The following is a 15,203-nucleotide window of genomic DNA, read 5'->3' on the forward strand; positions in this document are numbered from 1 at the left end:
GGGACGGCGTCCGGGGCGCCCTTACCGGGGCGGCTCCGGCGGGCGCTGGCGCGGCATGTTGGGGCGGGCGGTGGGCGGCATCGGGAGGCGGTTCGCGGGGCCTCCGCCCTCCGGGCGGGAGCCCTGGGCGACCAGGGCCTGGGTGAACAGCGGCGCAGAGCCGGAGCCGAAGTCCACCATCCAGCCCGCGGTTTCGGTCCGTACGAGTTCCGACACGTCCTCACAGAAGCGGCGCAGCACGGCCAGGCAGCGCTCCACGGCCTCGGCCGCGGTGCCCTCGGTCGGGCCGAGCACTTCGCGTACGCTCTCCGACGCCCAGTCGAACTGCAGGCCCTCCAGCCGCCGCTGTACGGCCTGCGCGGTCGCCACGTCCCGCATCCACCCCGACGTCAGCCCGAAGAACCGGTCGCACGCCACACACGCGGCGGCGATCAGCAGCACCAGGCAGCCCCAGGCCGCCCCGTCGCCCAGCACCCCGTTCAGATCCAGCAGCGGCAGCGACGCCCCCACGACCCCCAGCACCGCGGCCCCCACGCGCAGCGCCCGCGCGGTCCGCCGCTTCCACACCCGGTCCGCGAGATACCACTCCGCGACCTGCAGCGCGCCTTCCTCAACCCACCGGTACAGCGAGTCAAGGCGCTCGGCGGGCTCGCCCCAGTCGCCGTGCGGGAAGGGCCGACCGAGCAGGTCCCCTTGCTTCTTCGTGCCCTCCTGCCGAGGAAGCCCCTCGGGTTGCATCTCCGGCTGACTCACCCGTGGCACTCCCTCTGCGCTGCATGTACTCGCTGCGTCTCTCTTGGCGCGCGGCTGATGCGCAACCACCTTACCTACCGCCGAACGGCTGGCCACACGGCCGAGATCGCAAGATAACCGCCCGTACGAGATGCGTCATCCGATAAAAGGGCCGTCCGCCACCTCACCCGAAAGGGTGCCAGAGGCGACCGGCGGCGGTCTCACCCCAGCGACCGGCCGGCGACGTACGCCACATGCTCCTCGAACCGCTTCCGGGCATCCGGGGTCAGGCTGGCCAGCGCGACCATGGCGGTCAGGATCACATCGCACAACTCCCGCTCCACATCAGCCCAGGTGTGGCTGGCGCCCTTGCGCGGATTGCCGCCCATGACGCCGTGGATCGCCTCGGCGACCTCCCCGGCTTCCTCGCTGATCTTCAGTACGCGCAGCAGCCGCGCGACCTCCGGCGACATGGCCGTGCTCTCCGCGTCCAGCCATGCGACGAGGCGCTGGACGGTGTCCCAGGTGTGTTCCATGGCGGGCGAAGGTACCGGGTCAGCCGCTCAAGGTCAGCCGCTCAAGGTCAGCAGCACTTCCTCGATCTCCTCACCCCGTGCGTTCGCGAAACCGCGCTCCCTGCTGGTCAGCACGAATCCGCACTTCTCCAGGACCCGGATGGAGCCGCCGTTGTCCGCCGCCGCCCGGGCGTGCAGCGGCCGCTCCGGCACGACAGCGAGAAGCTCTCGCATGGCGGCGGTAGCCGCTCCACGACCCCAGTGCTGCCGTCCGATCCAGTACGTGACCTCGCGCTCCTCGGGCGGGCCGAACACGGCGGCGTGCCCGACGATCTCACCGCTCTCGCCGACGATGGTGCGCGACACGATCGCCGGGTCCTGGCGGATCCGCGCCCAGTGGGCGTCGAAAGCGGCGCGGTCCGAGGGGTCCTTGGCGGTGAAGGCCGCCATATGAATCCCCTCGGGCTCATTGCTCTGAGCCCAGAAGACGGAGAGGTCACTGTCTCCTACGTCGCGCAGGGTTACTCGCATCAGGGCATCTCCTTTTGGGTGCGGCCGACTTCCCGGGCCACACGCTCCAGCCGGCCCCGGTACTCCTCCCACCACGACTGCTCGCCCGGCGGCATGTTTTCGTTGCCGGCCCGCAGTCCGACGGACCCGTCGATGAGCTCCCGGACGATATCGGCGTGCCCGGCGTGCCGCTGAAGGTCGGCTATCACATGCACAAGGATCTGCTGCAGCGTCACCTCGCGCCGCTCCTCCGGCCACCAGGGCACCTGACCGCTGGCGTCGAGCGGTAGCGCCTCGATCGTGGCGTCCGCATGGGTCCATACGCGCTGGCACAGCCCGACGATGTCCTCGCGCGACTCGTCGGCGGTCGCCCACATGTCCGCGTTGGGCTCGGCGTCCTCCGCCATCCAGGGCAGCGGCTCGTCGTACGGCCGCCCGAAGACATCGCCGAAGTAGCCCACCTCCACTCCGGCGGAGTGCTTGACCAGCCCCAGGAGGTTGGTGCCCGTCGGCGTCAGCGGGCGGCGGATGTCGTACTCCGAGAGTCCGTCGAGCTTCCACAGCAGGGCTTCGCGGGCGGTGCCCAGGTAGCGGCGGAGATGGGCCTTCGCATTCGATTCCGGCATGGTGGGCAGTGTCGCAGGCGGCACTGACAGCGCGGGTTCTCCGGCCGGCGACCGACGTCCTATCGGCCGGCGACCGACGTCCTATCGGCCGGCGACCGACGTCTCATCGGCCGGCGACCGACGCGTGTCATCCGCGTTCGCGCAGATACGCCTCCAGCTCGGCCGCCCCGGCCAGCATCGCCCGCCCGCGGGCGGACAGCCGGCCGTGCCAGTCGCGCAGTGCCGCCTCCAGCGGCTCCAGCCCACCGGCCGCCCGCACCTGGGCGATCAGCGGGGCGATCTGCTCCAGCAGGTAGCCGCCCCGCCTGAGCTGGTGCGTGAGGCGGGCGTCCCGTACGGCGGCCTCGTCGTAGACGCGGTATCCGGTCAGCGGGTCGCGGGGCGGGCGGACCAGCCCGGCGCGCTCCCATTTGCGCAGCGTCGCGGGCCGGAGGCCGAGTTCTTCGGCCAGCGGCCCGATGAACGTGCCACCGGGCCCGGACGCCGTCGGGTCGGGTGTGGACGTCGTGGGTGCCAGGTCGCGGAGGGCGTTCTCCACGGCCTGGAGGGTCCGCCGGTCGTCGAGCAGTTGGGCGTGGCTCTCGTCGATGAGGCGGAACGCCTCGTCGACCGCGCCCTCGTTCACCGCCCGCATGATCGACGTCGCCGTGTGGTGGCCGTGACCGGGCACCAGGGCGAGGAACGCGTCCAGGGCGCGCGCGTGCAGTGGCGTGTAGGCGCGGTAGCCGTGGGGTGTGCGATCGGCGGCCGGGAGGATGCCGGCCTCCTCGTAGTTTCTGATCGCCTGCGTGGACAGACCGTGCCCACGTGCCAGGTCAACGGGCCTGAGCCGTTCGTCGTTTTGAAGGTTTCGTCCCATGAGCCTGCCGATATCGCAAAAAAGTTTCAACCGGAGGTTCAACGATACCGTTTAAGGCATGGCTACCGACATCAAGGACACCACCCATGCCGTCGAGGCCGAAGCCGTCATGAGGCTGTTTCCGGCCCGGCCCCGGCTGCTCGCCCTGGGCGAGCCCACCCACGGCGAGGACACGCTGCTCGATGTGCGCAACGACCTCTTCCGCCAACTCGTCGAGCAGGAGGGCTACCGGACGATCGCGATCGAGAGCGACTGCATGATGGGCCTGGTCGTGGACGACTACGTCACCTCGGGCACGGGCTCCCTCGACGACGTCATGGAGCGCGGATTCAGCCACGGGTGGGGCGCGTCCGCGGCCAACCGCGAACTCGTCCGCTGGATACGGGAGTACAACGACGGCCGGCCCGAGCCCGATCGGCTGCGCTTCGCCGGTATCGACGGCCCGCTGGAGATCAGCGGCGCCGCGAGCCCCCGGCAGGCCATCACCGCACTCCACGGCTACCTCACGGCCCACGTGGCCGCGGATCTGCTCCCCCGCACCGCGGAAACCCTCGACCGCCTGCTCGGCGCCGACGACCAGTGGACCAATCCCGACGCGATGATGGACCCGGCACAGTCCGTGGGGCAGTCGGCCGAGGCGAGGGAGTTGCGGCTGCTCGCCGACGATCTGGTGGCGCTGTTCGACGAGCAGACGCCACACCTGATCACGGCGACCTCGCGGGAGGCCTGGGGCCGGGCCCGCCTGTACGGGCGCGCCGCCACCGGTCTGCTGCGCTACCACTACTGGATGGCCGACACCTCACCGGCCCGCATGACCCGGCTGTGCGCGCTGCGGGACCGGATGATGGCCGACAACCTCCTCGCCATCGTCGAACGGGGCCCGGTACTCATCCACGCCCACAACTCTCATCTCCAGCGGGAGAAGAGCACGATGCAGATGTGGCAGGGGCCGGTGGAGTGGTGGAGCGCCGGTGCGCTGGTGAGCGCCCACCTGGCCGAGGGGTACGCCTTCGTGGCCACGGCGCTCGGCACGATCCGGCACCAGGGCGTGGACACCCCGCCCCCGGATACCCTCGAAGGCCTCCTGTACGCCCTCCCGGAGGACCGCTACCTCATCGACACTCCCCGGCTGGCCACGTCCCTCGCCGACCCGCGGCCCGCCGCCCGCGTCTCCCCCTGGTTCGGCTACGCCCCCCTCGACCCGGCCCGCCTGGCCGACTACGACGGGATCGTGTTCGTCAAGGACGTCCCCTCAGATCGCTGAGGAGGTCGAGAAGGTCATCGAGGGCCTTGTTGAGGGCTTCGGAGTTGGCAGGGGTGAACCACGTGGTGCGGATGCGTTCGTTGCTTCCGTTCGGGGTCTCGTGGTCGGCCGCGAGCTGGTGCAGTGAGCGGGTCTGGTCGCTCAGGGAGCGGCCGACCCCCTGGAAGAGGCCGCGAATGTAGCGGTCCGCGTCGTCGGGGGCGATGCCGTGGTGGCCGGCCCATGACGTGAGTGCGGCGAGGTACGCGTAGTGGGTGGTCAGCGTTCCCGTCAGCGCGGAGAACACGTTGAAGGCCGCCTCGTCCGCGACCGGGAGCGCCCCGCCCAGGCCCTCGAAGAGGGAATCCACCACCGGGTGCGACGGGTACGTCACCGTGACGGAGCGGCGTTCGCGTATGGCGGGCAGGGGGATGGCGCGTACCAGCGGGGCGTCGGTGGCCAGTGTCCGGCGCAGGTCGTCGTTGCCGACACCGGCCATGACGTTGACCACGATCTTGTCGTCGGCCACCCGCAGGTCTGCGAGCGCTTCGTGCCGGTCCTGGCCGCGTACGGCGATGAGCACGATCTCGGAGCGGTCCACCACCTGCTGGTTGTCGGCGCAAACCCGCACGCCCTCGTAGCGCTCGGACAGTTCCGCGGCCGTACGGGCTCCCCGGGGGGAGAGGAACACCTCCGGCGGCCCGTCGGCCCCGCTGGCAGCCTCCGCCCCGTTGGTCCCCTCCGCCCCGTCGCACAGGCCCATCACGATGGCCCGGCCGATCTCGCCCACTCCGATGATGCCGATGCGCTTCACTGTGTCCGCCTCCATGCTGGGTGTGGTGTTCGCTCAGGATCGAGCCTGGTCCCAGTGGGCGCTGGTGCGGAAGTAGGTGTCGTAGAGCTCCTGGACCTCCAGCAGACTCTCCGGCGGCACCTTCCCGTAAGCGATGCGCTCCAGGTGGCGGAAGTACTCGAACCGCTCGACGCCGGGGGTGATGACGATGAGGATGTCGGCGTTGTGCCCCGGTGCGGCGGCGAAGGCGTGTGCGAGGCCGGGCGGGACGATGACCAGATCGCCGCGTTCGGCGGTCACGACCTGCTCGCCGGACAGCAGTTGAGCGGTGCCGTCCAGCATGTAGAACAACTCGGCCGAATTGGCGTGGTGATGGGGCCTGGCACCGTCCGCGCCGTCGGTCAGCGTGACCCGCTGAGTGGACAGCGCGCCGCCGGTCGAGCCGCTGTCGGCCAGCAGCTTGATGGTGGTCGGGGCCTGGCCGATCACCTCGGCCTCGGCGTCGCGGACGATCACGGTCTCGTTGAATTCCGGCACGATCAGAGACATTTGCGTAGCTCCCTTTGGGCGATGGGTTCTGAGGTGTTCTGAGGTGTTCTGAGGGGTTCTGAGGTTCAGGCGACGGCTCAGACGGCGAAGAAGGTTCAGGCGGCGAAGAGGAGGGCGGCGCTGATGAGGACCACCATGGCGGTGGCGAAGTGGATGCCGAAGGCCGCCGCCTTGGTGCCGCCGTTGCGCAGGACGATGAGGGTGTCGCCGAGCGGGGTGAGTGCGACGGCCAGCATGTACCAGCCCACGGCGTGGGCGTCCGCGAAGGCGAGCAGGGCGAGCCCGATCACGCCCGAGGTGAGGTCGCGCAGGCCCTTGACCGTCAGGTAGGCGGCGTCTCCGTGCGGCTTGGCGGGTACGCCGAAGCCGGTTGCGGCGGCCTGGGGGCTCACCAGGAACCGGGCGCCGATGAAGACGACGAAGAGGGTGAGGAAGACGGCCAGTCCGTAGGCGATGGGCGTGAGCATGATTTCTCCCGTTTGCTAGCGGCGCTAGGAACATGGTCGACGCTATCAGGTCGACGACAGTAAAGCTAGCGCTGCTAGAAACTGGAAGTGGAGTGGTCAGCGTCCGTCGTCCGCGCGCAGCTGTCGACGACGGATGGTGGGGACGGTGGGGTGGCGGCTGGCCCGGTGTCGAGATTCCTTGGCCCGGTGGGCGGCTGAGCTCAGGACGGGCTCCGCTGCGCCTGCTGCCGCGCGGTGGCCGACCACTGCATTCAGCGGTGCGCTGGTCCGGGGTGCGGGAGCGCGACGGACGGGCCGGCGCCGTTGGGCGGCATGGTCCGGTCGCCGAGTGCGGGCATCGTCTCGCGCCTTCGGCGCAAAGCGGCCAGCAGCGGGGAGGGGAGGGGGCGCCGGAGGCGTCGTCGCCGTCTTGCCCAAGTGGTGTTCACCGGCTGGTGGGCGGTGGGACGGTGGGCGGTCGCCCGGAGCGGTGGGTGCCGGTCCGGTTGGGCTCTCCTCCCACCCCCTCTTAAAAAAATGCTTGCTTTATATCAAGTACTGCATCAAGCGTTTTTCTAAGAGGGGGTGGGGGAGGGGCGGTCCTGCTCGTCGGTGCTGGCCTGTCCGTCGCGCTCCCGCGTCCCCGGCCGAGCGCACCGTTGGGCTGATTGGTCGGCCACCGCGCGGCAGCAGCTGCGGTGGAGCGCAGCGGAGCCTGTTTTGAGCTCGGCCGCCTGCCGGGCCGAGGGATCGGGACGCCGGGTCGGCCGCCCCCTTCCCCCTTCTCGCCAGCGCTTTGGACCCGGAGGGTCCGAGACGAAACCCGCGCCCGCCTGAGCCGAATGCCGCGAGACGGTGCCTAGGCACAGGCGCAGCGAAGCGCAGCCGACACGCAGCGCAGCGGAGCGCCAACACACCCGTACCTGCGAAGGGCTCCTGTACGCGCTCTTGGAGGACCGCTATCCGGCCCACTTGGCGGACAGCGACGGCATCGTGCTCATGAGGGACATCCCGCAGAGCCGGTGGCCCCAGTGTCCTTCGCCTGCAGTGTGAGGTCAGGTGCCTCCATGGCGCACGCCGGGCCCGCCGACAGGGTGCGGCCGGGCCCCGGGGCGCGGGGGGCCGTCGGCGAGGCAATAGGCTGCACACCGTGAAGGTCCTCGTCATCGGCAGCGGCGCCCGCGAACACGCCCTGTGCCGCGCACTGTCCCTCGACCCCGACGTCACAGCTCTGCACTGCGCGCCCGGCAACGCCGGCATCGCGGAGGTCGCCGAGCTGCATACGGTCGACGCCCTCGACGGCGCGGCCGTCGCTGAGCTGGCTGCCTCGCTGGAGGCGGAGCTGGTGGTGGTCGGCCCGGAGGCTCCGCTGGTGGCGGGGGTGGCGGATGTGTTGCGGGAGCGGGGGATCCCGGTGTTCGGGCCGTCCGCCGACGCGGCGCAGCTGGAGGGGTCGAAGGCGTTCGCGAAGGATGTGATGGCGGCGGCTGGCGTGCCTACCGCGCGTGCTTACGTCTGTACGAACGAGGCGGAGATCGACGAGGCGCTGGACGCCTTCGGCGCGCCGTACGTCGTGAAGGACGACGGGTTGGCGGCCGGTAAGGGCGTCGTCGTGACCAGCGACATCGCCGCCGCCCGCGAGCATGCGCTGGCGTGCGGGCGGGTGGTGATCGAGGAGTATCTGGACGGCCCGGAGGTGTCGCTGTTCGCCGTCACGGACGGCGAGACGGTCGTGCCGCTGCAGCCCGCTCAGGACTTCAAGCGCGCCTACGACGGCGACGAGGGGCCGAACACGGGCGGCATGGGTGCGTACTCCCCGCTGCCGTGGGCGGACCCCAAGCTGGTCGACGAGGTGCTGGCCACCGTGTTGCAGCCGACCGTGGACGAGTTGCGCCGCCGGGGGACGCCGTTCTCGGGGCTGCTGTACGCGGGGCTGGCGATCACCTCGCGCGGGGTGCGGGTGATCGAGTTCAACGCGCGTTTCGGCGACCCGGAGACCCAGGTGGTCCTGGCCCGGCTGAAGACCCCGCTGGCCGGTGTGCTGCTGGCCGCCGCGACCGGTCGGCTCGACTCGCTGGCGCCGCTGCGCTGGAGCGATGGCGCGGCGGTGACCGTCGTGGTCGCCTCGCACAACTATCCGGGGACGCCCCGTACGGGCGATCCGATCACCGGTCTGGCGGAGGTGGCGGAGCAGGACGCGCCCAAGGCGTACGTCCTGCACGCGGGCACCAAGCGGGACGTTGCGTCGGGTGACGTGGTGAGCGCGGGTGGCCGGGTGCTGTCCGTGACCGCGACCGGCTCCGACCTGGTCAAGGCGCGCGAACGGGCGTACCGCGCGGTCGCCCGGATCGGCCTGGACGGCTCCCACCACCGCTCGGACATCGCCGCCAAGGCGGCGGAGGACGCCGGGCCCGGGGTGGCGTCGGCCTGAGGCCCTGGAGGTCCGGTCGAGAGAGGGTAGAGCTGGGGTCGAGGCGGGCCTGTAGGCGTCCAGAAGGTTCCTCGAGAAGTTCCCGGTTCTGGCCAAGGCCATTCCATCGGGTGAGCCCTCCCGGCATCCTGCTGACGCACGCGCGGACCCCCAACTAGTGTGCCGCTCAGGCGCGGTGCGGCAACTGGCCCACCGGTATTGCGGCGCGGGCGGCCGGTGCGACAGTGGGGGGAGTAAGGGCACAACACCGCCGTCGTCCGCTGTTCATTCATGGCTGGACAGCAGGGGGTGATGGAACCGTGGCAGGTCCAGAAGCAGGCGCGCTTTCCGCGCGCGCTCGCGCTCTCGCGGTGTTGCGGATCCGGAGCACCGCGCTCGCAGTGGCGCTTCTCCCGGCGGCGGTCGCCGCCGTGCTGCTGGTCGGCGGGGCCACGGGGCGGCTCGGCGGCTCCCATGGCGAGGAGTGGACCGCCGTCCGCTGGGCGGTGGTCGGCGGGGCCGTGGTGGTCCTGCTGCTGGCGGCGGCAGTGGCCGCCGTGGTGGTCCGGGCCAGACCGGCGCTCAGCCCCACCGTGCCCATCGCCGAGGAGACGGCCCCGGACCTCTACCGCCTGGTCCGCGACCTGGCCGATCGGCTGGAGGTGCCCGCCCCGTCCGCGATAGCGCTCACGCCGGACTGCGACAGCTGGCTGGAGGACCGTACGCATCGGGCGCACGGCGCCAAGAGCAGCGGTGGCATGGGCAGCGTGCCCGCTGGTGCTTCGGTCGTGGGGAGAGGTGAGCGGCGGGGCCCGCAGGCCCCTGTGCTGGTCATCGGCTCGCCGTTCCTGTGGTGGATGCGGGTCGCCGAGCTGCGCGCCCTGCTCGCGCCCGTCGTCGCGGGCACCGGCCCTTCCGTACACCCGGACATAGCGGCCGCCCGCCGCTTCGTCCGTGGCCTGGACGCCGCCGTCGCCGTCGCCGCCCGGGGCTCCGGGGGCGTGGGCAAGGCCGGGGATACGGGCCGTACAGCCCCTGTCGCCGCCCTCGGCCGGGCGGTTCGCCGCCCCGCCCTCGCGTTCCTCGGCTGGATCGCCCGGCTGCTGCTGCGCGGCTGCCGGGACCACGCCGCCGAGATGGAGCGGGCCGTCGCCGCGGCCGCCTCCGAGCGCGCCCAGACCGTCGACTACGGCCTGCGGATCGTGGCCCAGGAGCAGGTCGGCCTGGCGTACGCGGGGTGGGACCGGCTGCTGACCAGGGTCGCGCTGCCCGCGTGGCGGATGGGCCGCTGGCCGGCCCGGCTGGACGCGGGCGTGGTCGCGGCCCTCACCGAGCTCTCCCGCCGCGACCGGCTGGCCGAGGGGTTCGCCTCCCGGCTCAGCGAGCGGCCCGCCTGCGATCTGCTGGAGGAGCCGGGGCTGATCGACGAGGCGACGTCTCTGCTGGCCGCCCGGCTGTTCCACGGCGGCCCGAGCGAGCCCGGCCCGGACTGGGCGCCGGTCGACTGGGGCGAGTATCCGGAGGAGGTCGTGGACCGCAAATGGCGCGTGGAGGCCGCCCGTCTGCACCGCGTGCTCGATGAGCAGACCCGCTCCAGCGGCCCCGTACCCGGCGGCGCGGTGCCCCATGAAGGGGCGCCCCATGAGGCGACGCGCGGCCAGGGCCCGGAGCCCGGGCCCGCCGCGCCCACCCTCGCCCGCGTCATGGACCGGCTCACCGCCGCCCCCGGCCTCGCCCCGACGGGGCAGCTCGGCGAGGAGGTCGCGGCCCGGCTCAGCACGGAGGTGGCCCGCGAGGAGGCCGCCCACCAGGCGGCGACCCGGTCGACCGGCCAGGCCGGCCTTACGGACCCGGGGGCCGGGTCCGGCGGCGGTGACCCGTGGATCGACGGCTTCGCGCCGCTCTTCCCGCTGCAGCCGCCCCGTACCGGCCGGGAGCTGCTGGCCGACCATGTCACGGCCATGGTGTGCTGCGCCGCCATAGACACCGCGGGAGCGGCGCCGGGGCTCGACTGGCTGGACGGGCCCACGCTGCTGTTCGGCGGGCGGCGGCGGGCCGATCTGGCGCATCCGGTGCTGAGCCTGGTCGAGGACGGGGACGCAGAGCCGCTGCGCACCTGGCTCGGCGAGGTGGGCGTACGGCCGGAGAAGCCGGTCCGGCTGGTGTGACGTCGGGCGCCACCGCCCGCGCGATCTCGCAGCTCAGCACGTTGATCAAGGTCCGCAATCAAGGTCCGCCCGGATGGCACTCAGACGTGAACGCCCTGGGTCTGGGTTCGGCAAATTCGCGACGATCAGTGATGGACTGAGTGCGTAATGTGATGTGCTGGGGCTGGTGGCGATATGCCGCCAGGGGAGGCAGGGAGGGGAGCCAGTCGTGGACGCCACGGAACCGGTCCGGCGCTGGGAGTCGGGAGCGCTCGCACACGCGGTGACGGACCCTTTTGGCCAGGGCCCGCTGCCCTGGCTGCGGGGCAGGCAGACCTACTTCAGCGAGACGGGCCGCCTGGTGCCGTGGTACGTGGACCACGACCCGGCTACCGGGGCCACCGAGACCGCCGACCCCGGGTCCGGCCATATCCCCCCCACCCGGACCGCCGACGACGTACACCGCCAGATCAAGGGCTTCACCTCGGCCTCCGCCGCCGCCCCCGGCGAGTCCATCGACTTCCGGATCACCGTCGACCCGCCCCAGCAGTTCAGCGTGGACGTCTACCGCATCGGCCACTACGGCGGCGACGGCGCCGCCAAGATGACCAGCAGCCCGCGGCTGGCCGGTATCGTCCAGCCGCCCCCGCTCGCCGCCGACCGCACCGTCTCCTGCCACCACTGGTGGCTGTCCTGGCGGCTCCAGATCCCCTCGTACTGGAACCCCGGCGCCTATGTCGCCGTGCTGACCACCGCCGACGGCTATCGCAACCACATCCCCTTCACCGTCCGCGACACCCACCCCGCCGATCTGCTCCTCGTCCTCCCGGACATCACCTGGCAGGCGTACAACCTCTACCCGGAGGACGGCCGGACCGGCGCCAGCCTGTACCACGCGTGGGACGAGCGCGGCCGGCTGCTCGGGGAGTCGCGGGCGGCGGTCACGGTCTCCTTCGACCGGCCGTACGCGGGCGCCGGGCTGCCGCTGCACGTGGGCCACGCGTACGACTTCATCCGCTTCGCCGAGCGGATGGGCTACGACCTCGCGTACGCCGAGACCCGCGATCTGCACGCGGGCCGTATCGACCCGACCCGCTACCGCGGCCTGGTCTTCCCCGGCCATGACGAGTACTGGTCGGCCCCGCTGCGGCGCACCGTCGAGGAGGCCCGCGACGCCGGCACCTCGCTGGTCTTCCTCTCCGCCAACACCATGTACTGGCAGGTCGGCCTCGTGCCCTCGCCCTCCGGTCCGGACCGCCTGCTGACCTGCCATAAGCGCCGCGGCCCCGGCCGCTCCGCGCTGTGGCGGGAGACGGCGCCCGAGCAGCAGCTGCTGGGCATCCAGTACGTGGGCCCGGTGCCCGAGCCGGCCCCGCTGATCGTGCGGAACGCGAGCCACTGGCTGTGGGAGGCGACCGGCGCCGACGAGGGCGACGAGCTGCTCGGTCTGGTCGCGGGCGAGGCCGACCGCTACTTCCCGCGCACCTGCCTGCCCGCGCATCTGCGCCGGATCCTGCTCGCCCACTCCCCGTACCGGGATGCCGAGGGGGCCGTCCGGCATCAGGACACCTCGCTGTACCGGGCTCCCAGCGGAGCCCTCGTCTTCGCCTCCGGCACCTTCGCCTGGACCCCGGCGCTCGACCGGCCCGGCCACACCGACGTACGGGCGCAGCGGGCCACCGCCAACCTCCTGGACCGCATCTGCAAACGGGGCTGAAGCCCCAGGCCACGCCCGGTGCGCCCCGCTTCGGCCGGGCGGTGGGACGTGGGGCAGAATCGTGGGGTCTTGGACAAAGCCACCAGGAGGAACCGTGTCCGGATTCGTGGAGAAGCCCGAGCCGGTGGAGGTGCCCGGCCTTGTGCATCTGCACACAGGCAAGGTGCGCGACCTCTACCGGAACGAGAAGGGCGACCTCGTCATGGTCGCCAGCGACCGGATGTCCGCCTATGACTGGGTACTGCCGACCGAGATCCCCGACAAGGGCAGGGTGCTCACCCAGCTCTCCCTGTGGTGGTTCGACCAGCTGATCGACGTCGTGCCCAACCACGTCCTGTCCACCGAGGTGCCCGAGGGCGCCCCCGCCGACTGGGCGGGCCGCACGCTGGTGTGCCAGTCGCTGAGCATGCTCCCGGTGGAGTGCGTGGCCCGCGGCTATCTGACCGGCTCGGGCCTGACCGAGTACCGGGAGAGCCGTACGGTCTGCGGGATCGCCCTGCCCGAGGGCCTGGCCGACGGCTCCGAGCTGCCCTCCCCGATCTTCACCCCGGCCACCAAGGCCGAGGTCGGCGAGCACGACGAGAACGTGCCGTACGAGGAGGTGGCCCGCCGGGTCGGCACCGAGACCGCCACCCAGCTGCGCCAGGCCACCCTCGCGGTCTACAACCGGGGCCGCGATATCGCGCGCGACCGGGGGATCATCCTGGCCGACACCAAGTTCGAGTTCGGCCATGCGCCGGCCGAGGGCGGCGCGGACGGGCATGAGCTGGTCCTCGCCGACGAGGTGCTGACCCCCGACTCCTCCCGCTTCTGGCCCGCCGACCAGTGGCAGCCGGGGCGCCCGCAGCCGTCGTTCGACAAGCAGTTCGTCCGCGACTGGCTGACCTCCCCGGCCTCCGGCTGGGACCGGCACAGCGAGCAGCCGCCGCCCCCGCTGCCGGAGGAGATCGTGGAGCGGACGCGGGCGAAGTACGTCGAGGCGTACGAGCGACTGACCGGCACCCGCTGGTCCTGACAACGGCGAAAGCCCTGGCCGACATGGCCAGGGCTTTCCTTGTAAGAGCGGACGACGAGGCTCGAACTCGCGACCTCAACCTTGGCAAGGTTGCGCTCTACCAACTGAGCTACGTCCGCATGCGCCGGTCACTTCCGTCCGGATTCGGGACGGATTCCGTCCGGCGCGCCTCCACTATAACCAAACCCGAGACGGGGGAACTACCTCGTTCCCCGCGCGGGCCCGGTTCTCGCCATCAGGCGACGTTGTGCGGCCGGAACTGGACGCTGATCCGCGGCCCCGTGGCCCGGGTGCTCTTCGGGATCGCATGCTCCCAGGTCCGCTGGCAGGAGCCGCCCATCACGATCAGATCGCCGTGCCCGAGTGGCTGCCGCACCCCGGTCCCGCCGCGGAGCGGGCGCAGCACGAGGTCGCGCGGTGCGCCCACGGACAGGATCGCGACCATGGTGTCCTCACGGGCGCCCCGGCCGATCCGGTCGCCGTGCCAGGCCACGCTGTCCCGGCCGTCCCGGTAGTAGCAGAGTCCGGCGGTGGTGAACGGTTCGCCCAGCTCGGTGGTGTAGTGCGCGGAGAGCGCGGCCCGCGCCTCGTCCAGGACGGGGTGCGGCAGCGGGTCGTCGGCGCCGTAGAAGGCGAGCAGCCGCGGCACGTCCACGACCTGGTCGTACATATGCCGCCGCTCCGCCCGCCAGGGCACCTCGTCGGCGAGGTGCGTGAACAGGGCGTCCGCCCCGCTCAGCCACCCGGGCAGCAGATCGATCCAGGCCCCGTCGCCGAGCACCGTTCTGCGCATATCGCCCAGCGGGCCGAGACGGATGTCGTCGGCCTGGTCGAAGAGCGAGCCCTGGAGGTACGGGGGCATGGGTCCAGGGTAACCCGGTCGACCGAATGTGTGTGCGATTTTATGGTCTGGCTGCGGGGTGTCGTACCCCTGCGCTACGGTTCCCCGCATGGCTGAATTCGTACTGGTGTCGGGTGCGTGGCTGGGCTCGTGGGCGTGGGACGAGGTGGTGCCGGAGCTACGGGCGGCCGGGCATGGCGCCCATCCGCTGACGCTGTCCGGCGTGGCCGAGAAGCGGGGCGCGCCGGCCGGGCAGCAGACGCATGTGGCGGACATCGTCGACGAGGTCGAGCGTCTCGACCTGCGCGATGTCGTGCTGGTCGGCCACAGCTACTCGGGCATCCCGGTCGGCCAGGCCGCCGAGCGGATCGGCGACCGGCTGGCTCATGTGGTGTTCGTCGACTCCAATGTGCCGACCGACGGGGAGTCGTTCGTCTCCGGCTGGGCTGACGGGCGGGAGGTGACCGAGATCGCCGAGAACGGCGGCTTCTGGGCGGTGCCCCCCGCGGCCGACTTCGCCGGTCAGGGCCTCACCGACGAGCAGATCGCCCACTTCGTCGACCGCGCGACCCCGCACCCGGGCGCCTCCCTGATCGAACCGGCCCAGCTGTCGCGCCCGCTCGGCGAGCTGCTGACGACATACATCAAGTGCCTGCTCGACTGGCCCCAGCCGAACGACGACGTGGTCGAGCTGCTGAAGAGCGAGCGGTGGCGGCTGGTCGAGATGGACACCGGCCACTGGCCGATGTTCTCCCAGCCCCAGGAGCTGGCCCGGATTCTGTGCGAGGCAGTCGCTTAGA

Annotated in this window: 15 protein-coding genes and 1 tRNA gene; 6 read left to right on the forward strand and 10 right to left on the reverse strand. The window is 71.7% G+C overall.

Annotation, left to right across the window (positions count from 1 at the left end):
- Positions 1 to 21: 21 nt before the first annotated feature.
- The 5 genes from ACH4U7_RS44625 to ACH4U7_RS44645 all read right to left on the reverse strand — a co-directional run bounded on the left by ACH4U7_RS44625 (position 22) and on the right by ACH4U7_RS44645 (position 3,242).
- The gene (locus tag ACH4U7_RS44625) at positions 22 to 753 is read right to left on the reverse strand and encodes an SLATT domain-containing protein (protein ID WP_398533501.1); all 732 of its coding nucleotides are present in this window, start codon (positions 751 to 753) and stop codon (positions 22 to 24) included.
- A gap of 200 nt (positions 754 to 953) precedes the next feature.
- Positions 954 to 1,268, reverse strand: a complete 315-nt coding sequence (locus tag ACH4U7_RS44630) for a MazG-like family protein (protein WP_398533502.1) — start codon at positions 1,266 to 1,268, stop codon at positions 954 to 956.
- Positions 1,269 to 1,301: 33 nt separating this feature from the next.
- A complete protein-coding gene (locus tag ACH4U7_RS44635; RefSeq protein WP_398533503.1) occupies positions 1,302 to 1,778 on the reverse strand; it encodes a GNAT family N-acetyltransferase in 477 nt (158 codons plus the stop codon).
- Positions 1,778 to 2,383, reverse strand: coding sequence for a DinB family protein (locus tag ACH4U7_RS44640; protein ID WP_398533504.1), 606 nt, complete (start codon positions 2,381 to 2,383; stop codon positions 1,778 to 1,780). Before ACH4U7_RS44640 ends, ACH4U7_RS44635 begins: the two co-directional genes overlap by 1 nt.
- A gap of 127 nt (positions 2,384 to 2,510) precedes the next feature.
- On the reverse strand, positions 2,511 to 3,242 hold the full coding sequence (locus ACH4U7_RS44645; protein WP_398533505.1) for a TioE family transcriptional regulator: 732 nt from the start codon (positions 3,240 to 3,242) through the stop codon (positions 2,511 to 2,513).
- A gap of 58 nt (positions 3,243 to 3,300) precedes the next feature.
- Here ACH4U7_RS44645 and ACH4U7_RS44650 point away from each other — a divergent pair, with 58 nt between their 5' ends.
- Positions 3,301 to 4,506, forward strand: coding sequence for an erythromycin esterase family protein (locus tag ACH4U7_RS44650; RefSeq protein WP_398533506.1), 1,206 nt, complete (start codon positions 3,301 to 3,303; stop codon positions 4,504 to 4,506).
- Here the strand turns inward: ACH4U7_RS44650 and ACH4U7_RS44655 are convergent.
- The 3 genes from ACH4U7_RS44655 to ACH4U7_RS44665 form a co-directional block, all read right to left on the reverse strand.
- Positions 4,481 to 5,314: an NAD(P)-binding domain-containing protein gene (locus ACH4U7_RS44655; RefSeq protein WP_398533507.1), complete on the reverse strand. Its 834-nt coding sequence runs from the start codon at positions 5,312 to 5,314 to the stop codon at positions 4,481 to 4,483. The two genes, ACH4U7_RS44650 and ACH4U7_RS44655, sit on opposite strands and share 26 nt — an antisense overlap.
- Positions 5,315 to 5,332: 18 nt before the next feature.
- On the reverse strand, positions 5,333 to 5,827 hold the full coding sequence (locus ACH4U7_RS44660; protein WP_398533508.1) for a cupin domain-containing protein: 495 nt from the start codon (positions 5,825 to 5,827) through the stop codon (positions 5,333 to 5,335).
- A 95-nt stretch (positions 5,828 to 5,922) separates the two neighbouring features.
- A complete protein-coding gene (locus ACH4U7_RS44665) occupies positions 5,923 to 6,294 on the reverse strand; it encodes a DUF4267 domain-containing protein (protein WP_398533509.1) in 372 nt (123 codons plus the stop codon).
- A gap of 1,129 nt (positions 6,295 to 7,423) precedes the next feature.
- Between ACH4U7_RS44665 and purD the strand changes: the two genes are divergently transcribed.
- From purD to ACH4U7_RS44685, 4 genes are all read left to right on the forward strand, one after another.
- Positions 7,424 to 8,704: a phosphoribosylamine--glycine ligase gene (gene purD, locus ACH4U7_RS44670; RefSeq protein ID WP_398533510.1), complete on the forward strand. Its 1,281-nt coding sequence runs from the start codon at positions 7,424 to 7,426 to the stop codon at positions 8,702 to 8,704.
- Between the two features lie 350 nt (positions 8,705 to 9,054).
- Positions 9,055 to 10,851, forward strand: coding sequence for a hypothetical protein (locus ACH4U7_RS44675; protein WP_398533511.1), 1,797 nt, complete (start codon positions 9,055 to 9,057; stop codon positions 10,849 to 10,851).
- A 208-nt stretch (positions 10,852 to 11,059) separates the two neighbouring features.
- The gene (locus tag ACH4U7_RS44680) at positions 11,060 to 12,547 is read left to right on the forward strand and encodes a N,N-dimethylformamidase beta subunit family domain-containing protein (protein WP_398533512.1); all 1,488 of its coding nucleotides are present in this window, start codon (positions 11,060 to 11,062) and stop codon (positions 12,545 to 12,547) included.
- A gap of 94 nt (positions 12,548 to 12,641) precedes the next feature.
- Entirely contained in the window at positions 12,642 to 13,562 is a 921-nt protein-coding gene (locus ACH4U7_RS44685) for a phosphoribosylaminoimidazolesuccinocarboxamide synthase (protein ID WP_398533513.1), read from the forward strand.
- Between the two features lie 46 nt (positions 13,563 to 13,608).
- Here the strand turns inward: ACH4U7_RS44685 and ACH4U7_RS44690 are convergent.
- A tRNA-Gly gene (locus ACH4U7_RS44690) sits at positions 13,609 to 13,681 on the reverse strand.
- A gap of 116 nt (positions 13,682 to 13,797) precedes the next feature.
- Entirely contained in the window at positions 13,798 to 14,424 is a 627-nt protein-coding gene (locus tag ACH4U7_RS44695; RefSeq protein ID WP_398533514.1) for an alpha-ketoglutarate-dependent dioxygenase AlkB, read from the reverse strand.
- An 88-nt stretch (positions 14,425 to 14,512) separates the two neighbouring features.
- Between ACH4U7_RS44695 and ACH4U7_RS44700 the strand changes: the two genes are divergently transcribed.
- Complete coding sequence (locus ACH4U7_RS44700) at positions 14,513 to 15,202, forward strand: alpha/beta fold hydrolase (RefSeq protein WP_398533515.1); 690 nt, start codon at positions 14,513 to 14,515, stop codon at positions 15,200 to 15,202.
- The last annotated feature ends 1 nt before the right edge of the window (position 15,203 follow it).

Source organism: Streptomyces sp. NPDC020845, assembly GCF_044334165.1.
Lineage (GTDB): Bacteria > Actinomycetota > Actinomycetes > Streptomycetales > Streptomycetaceae > Streptomyces.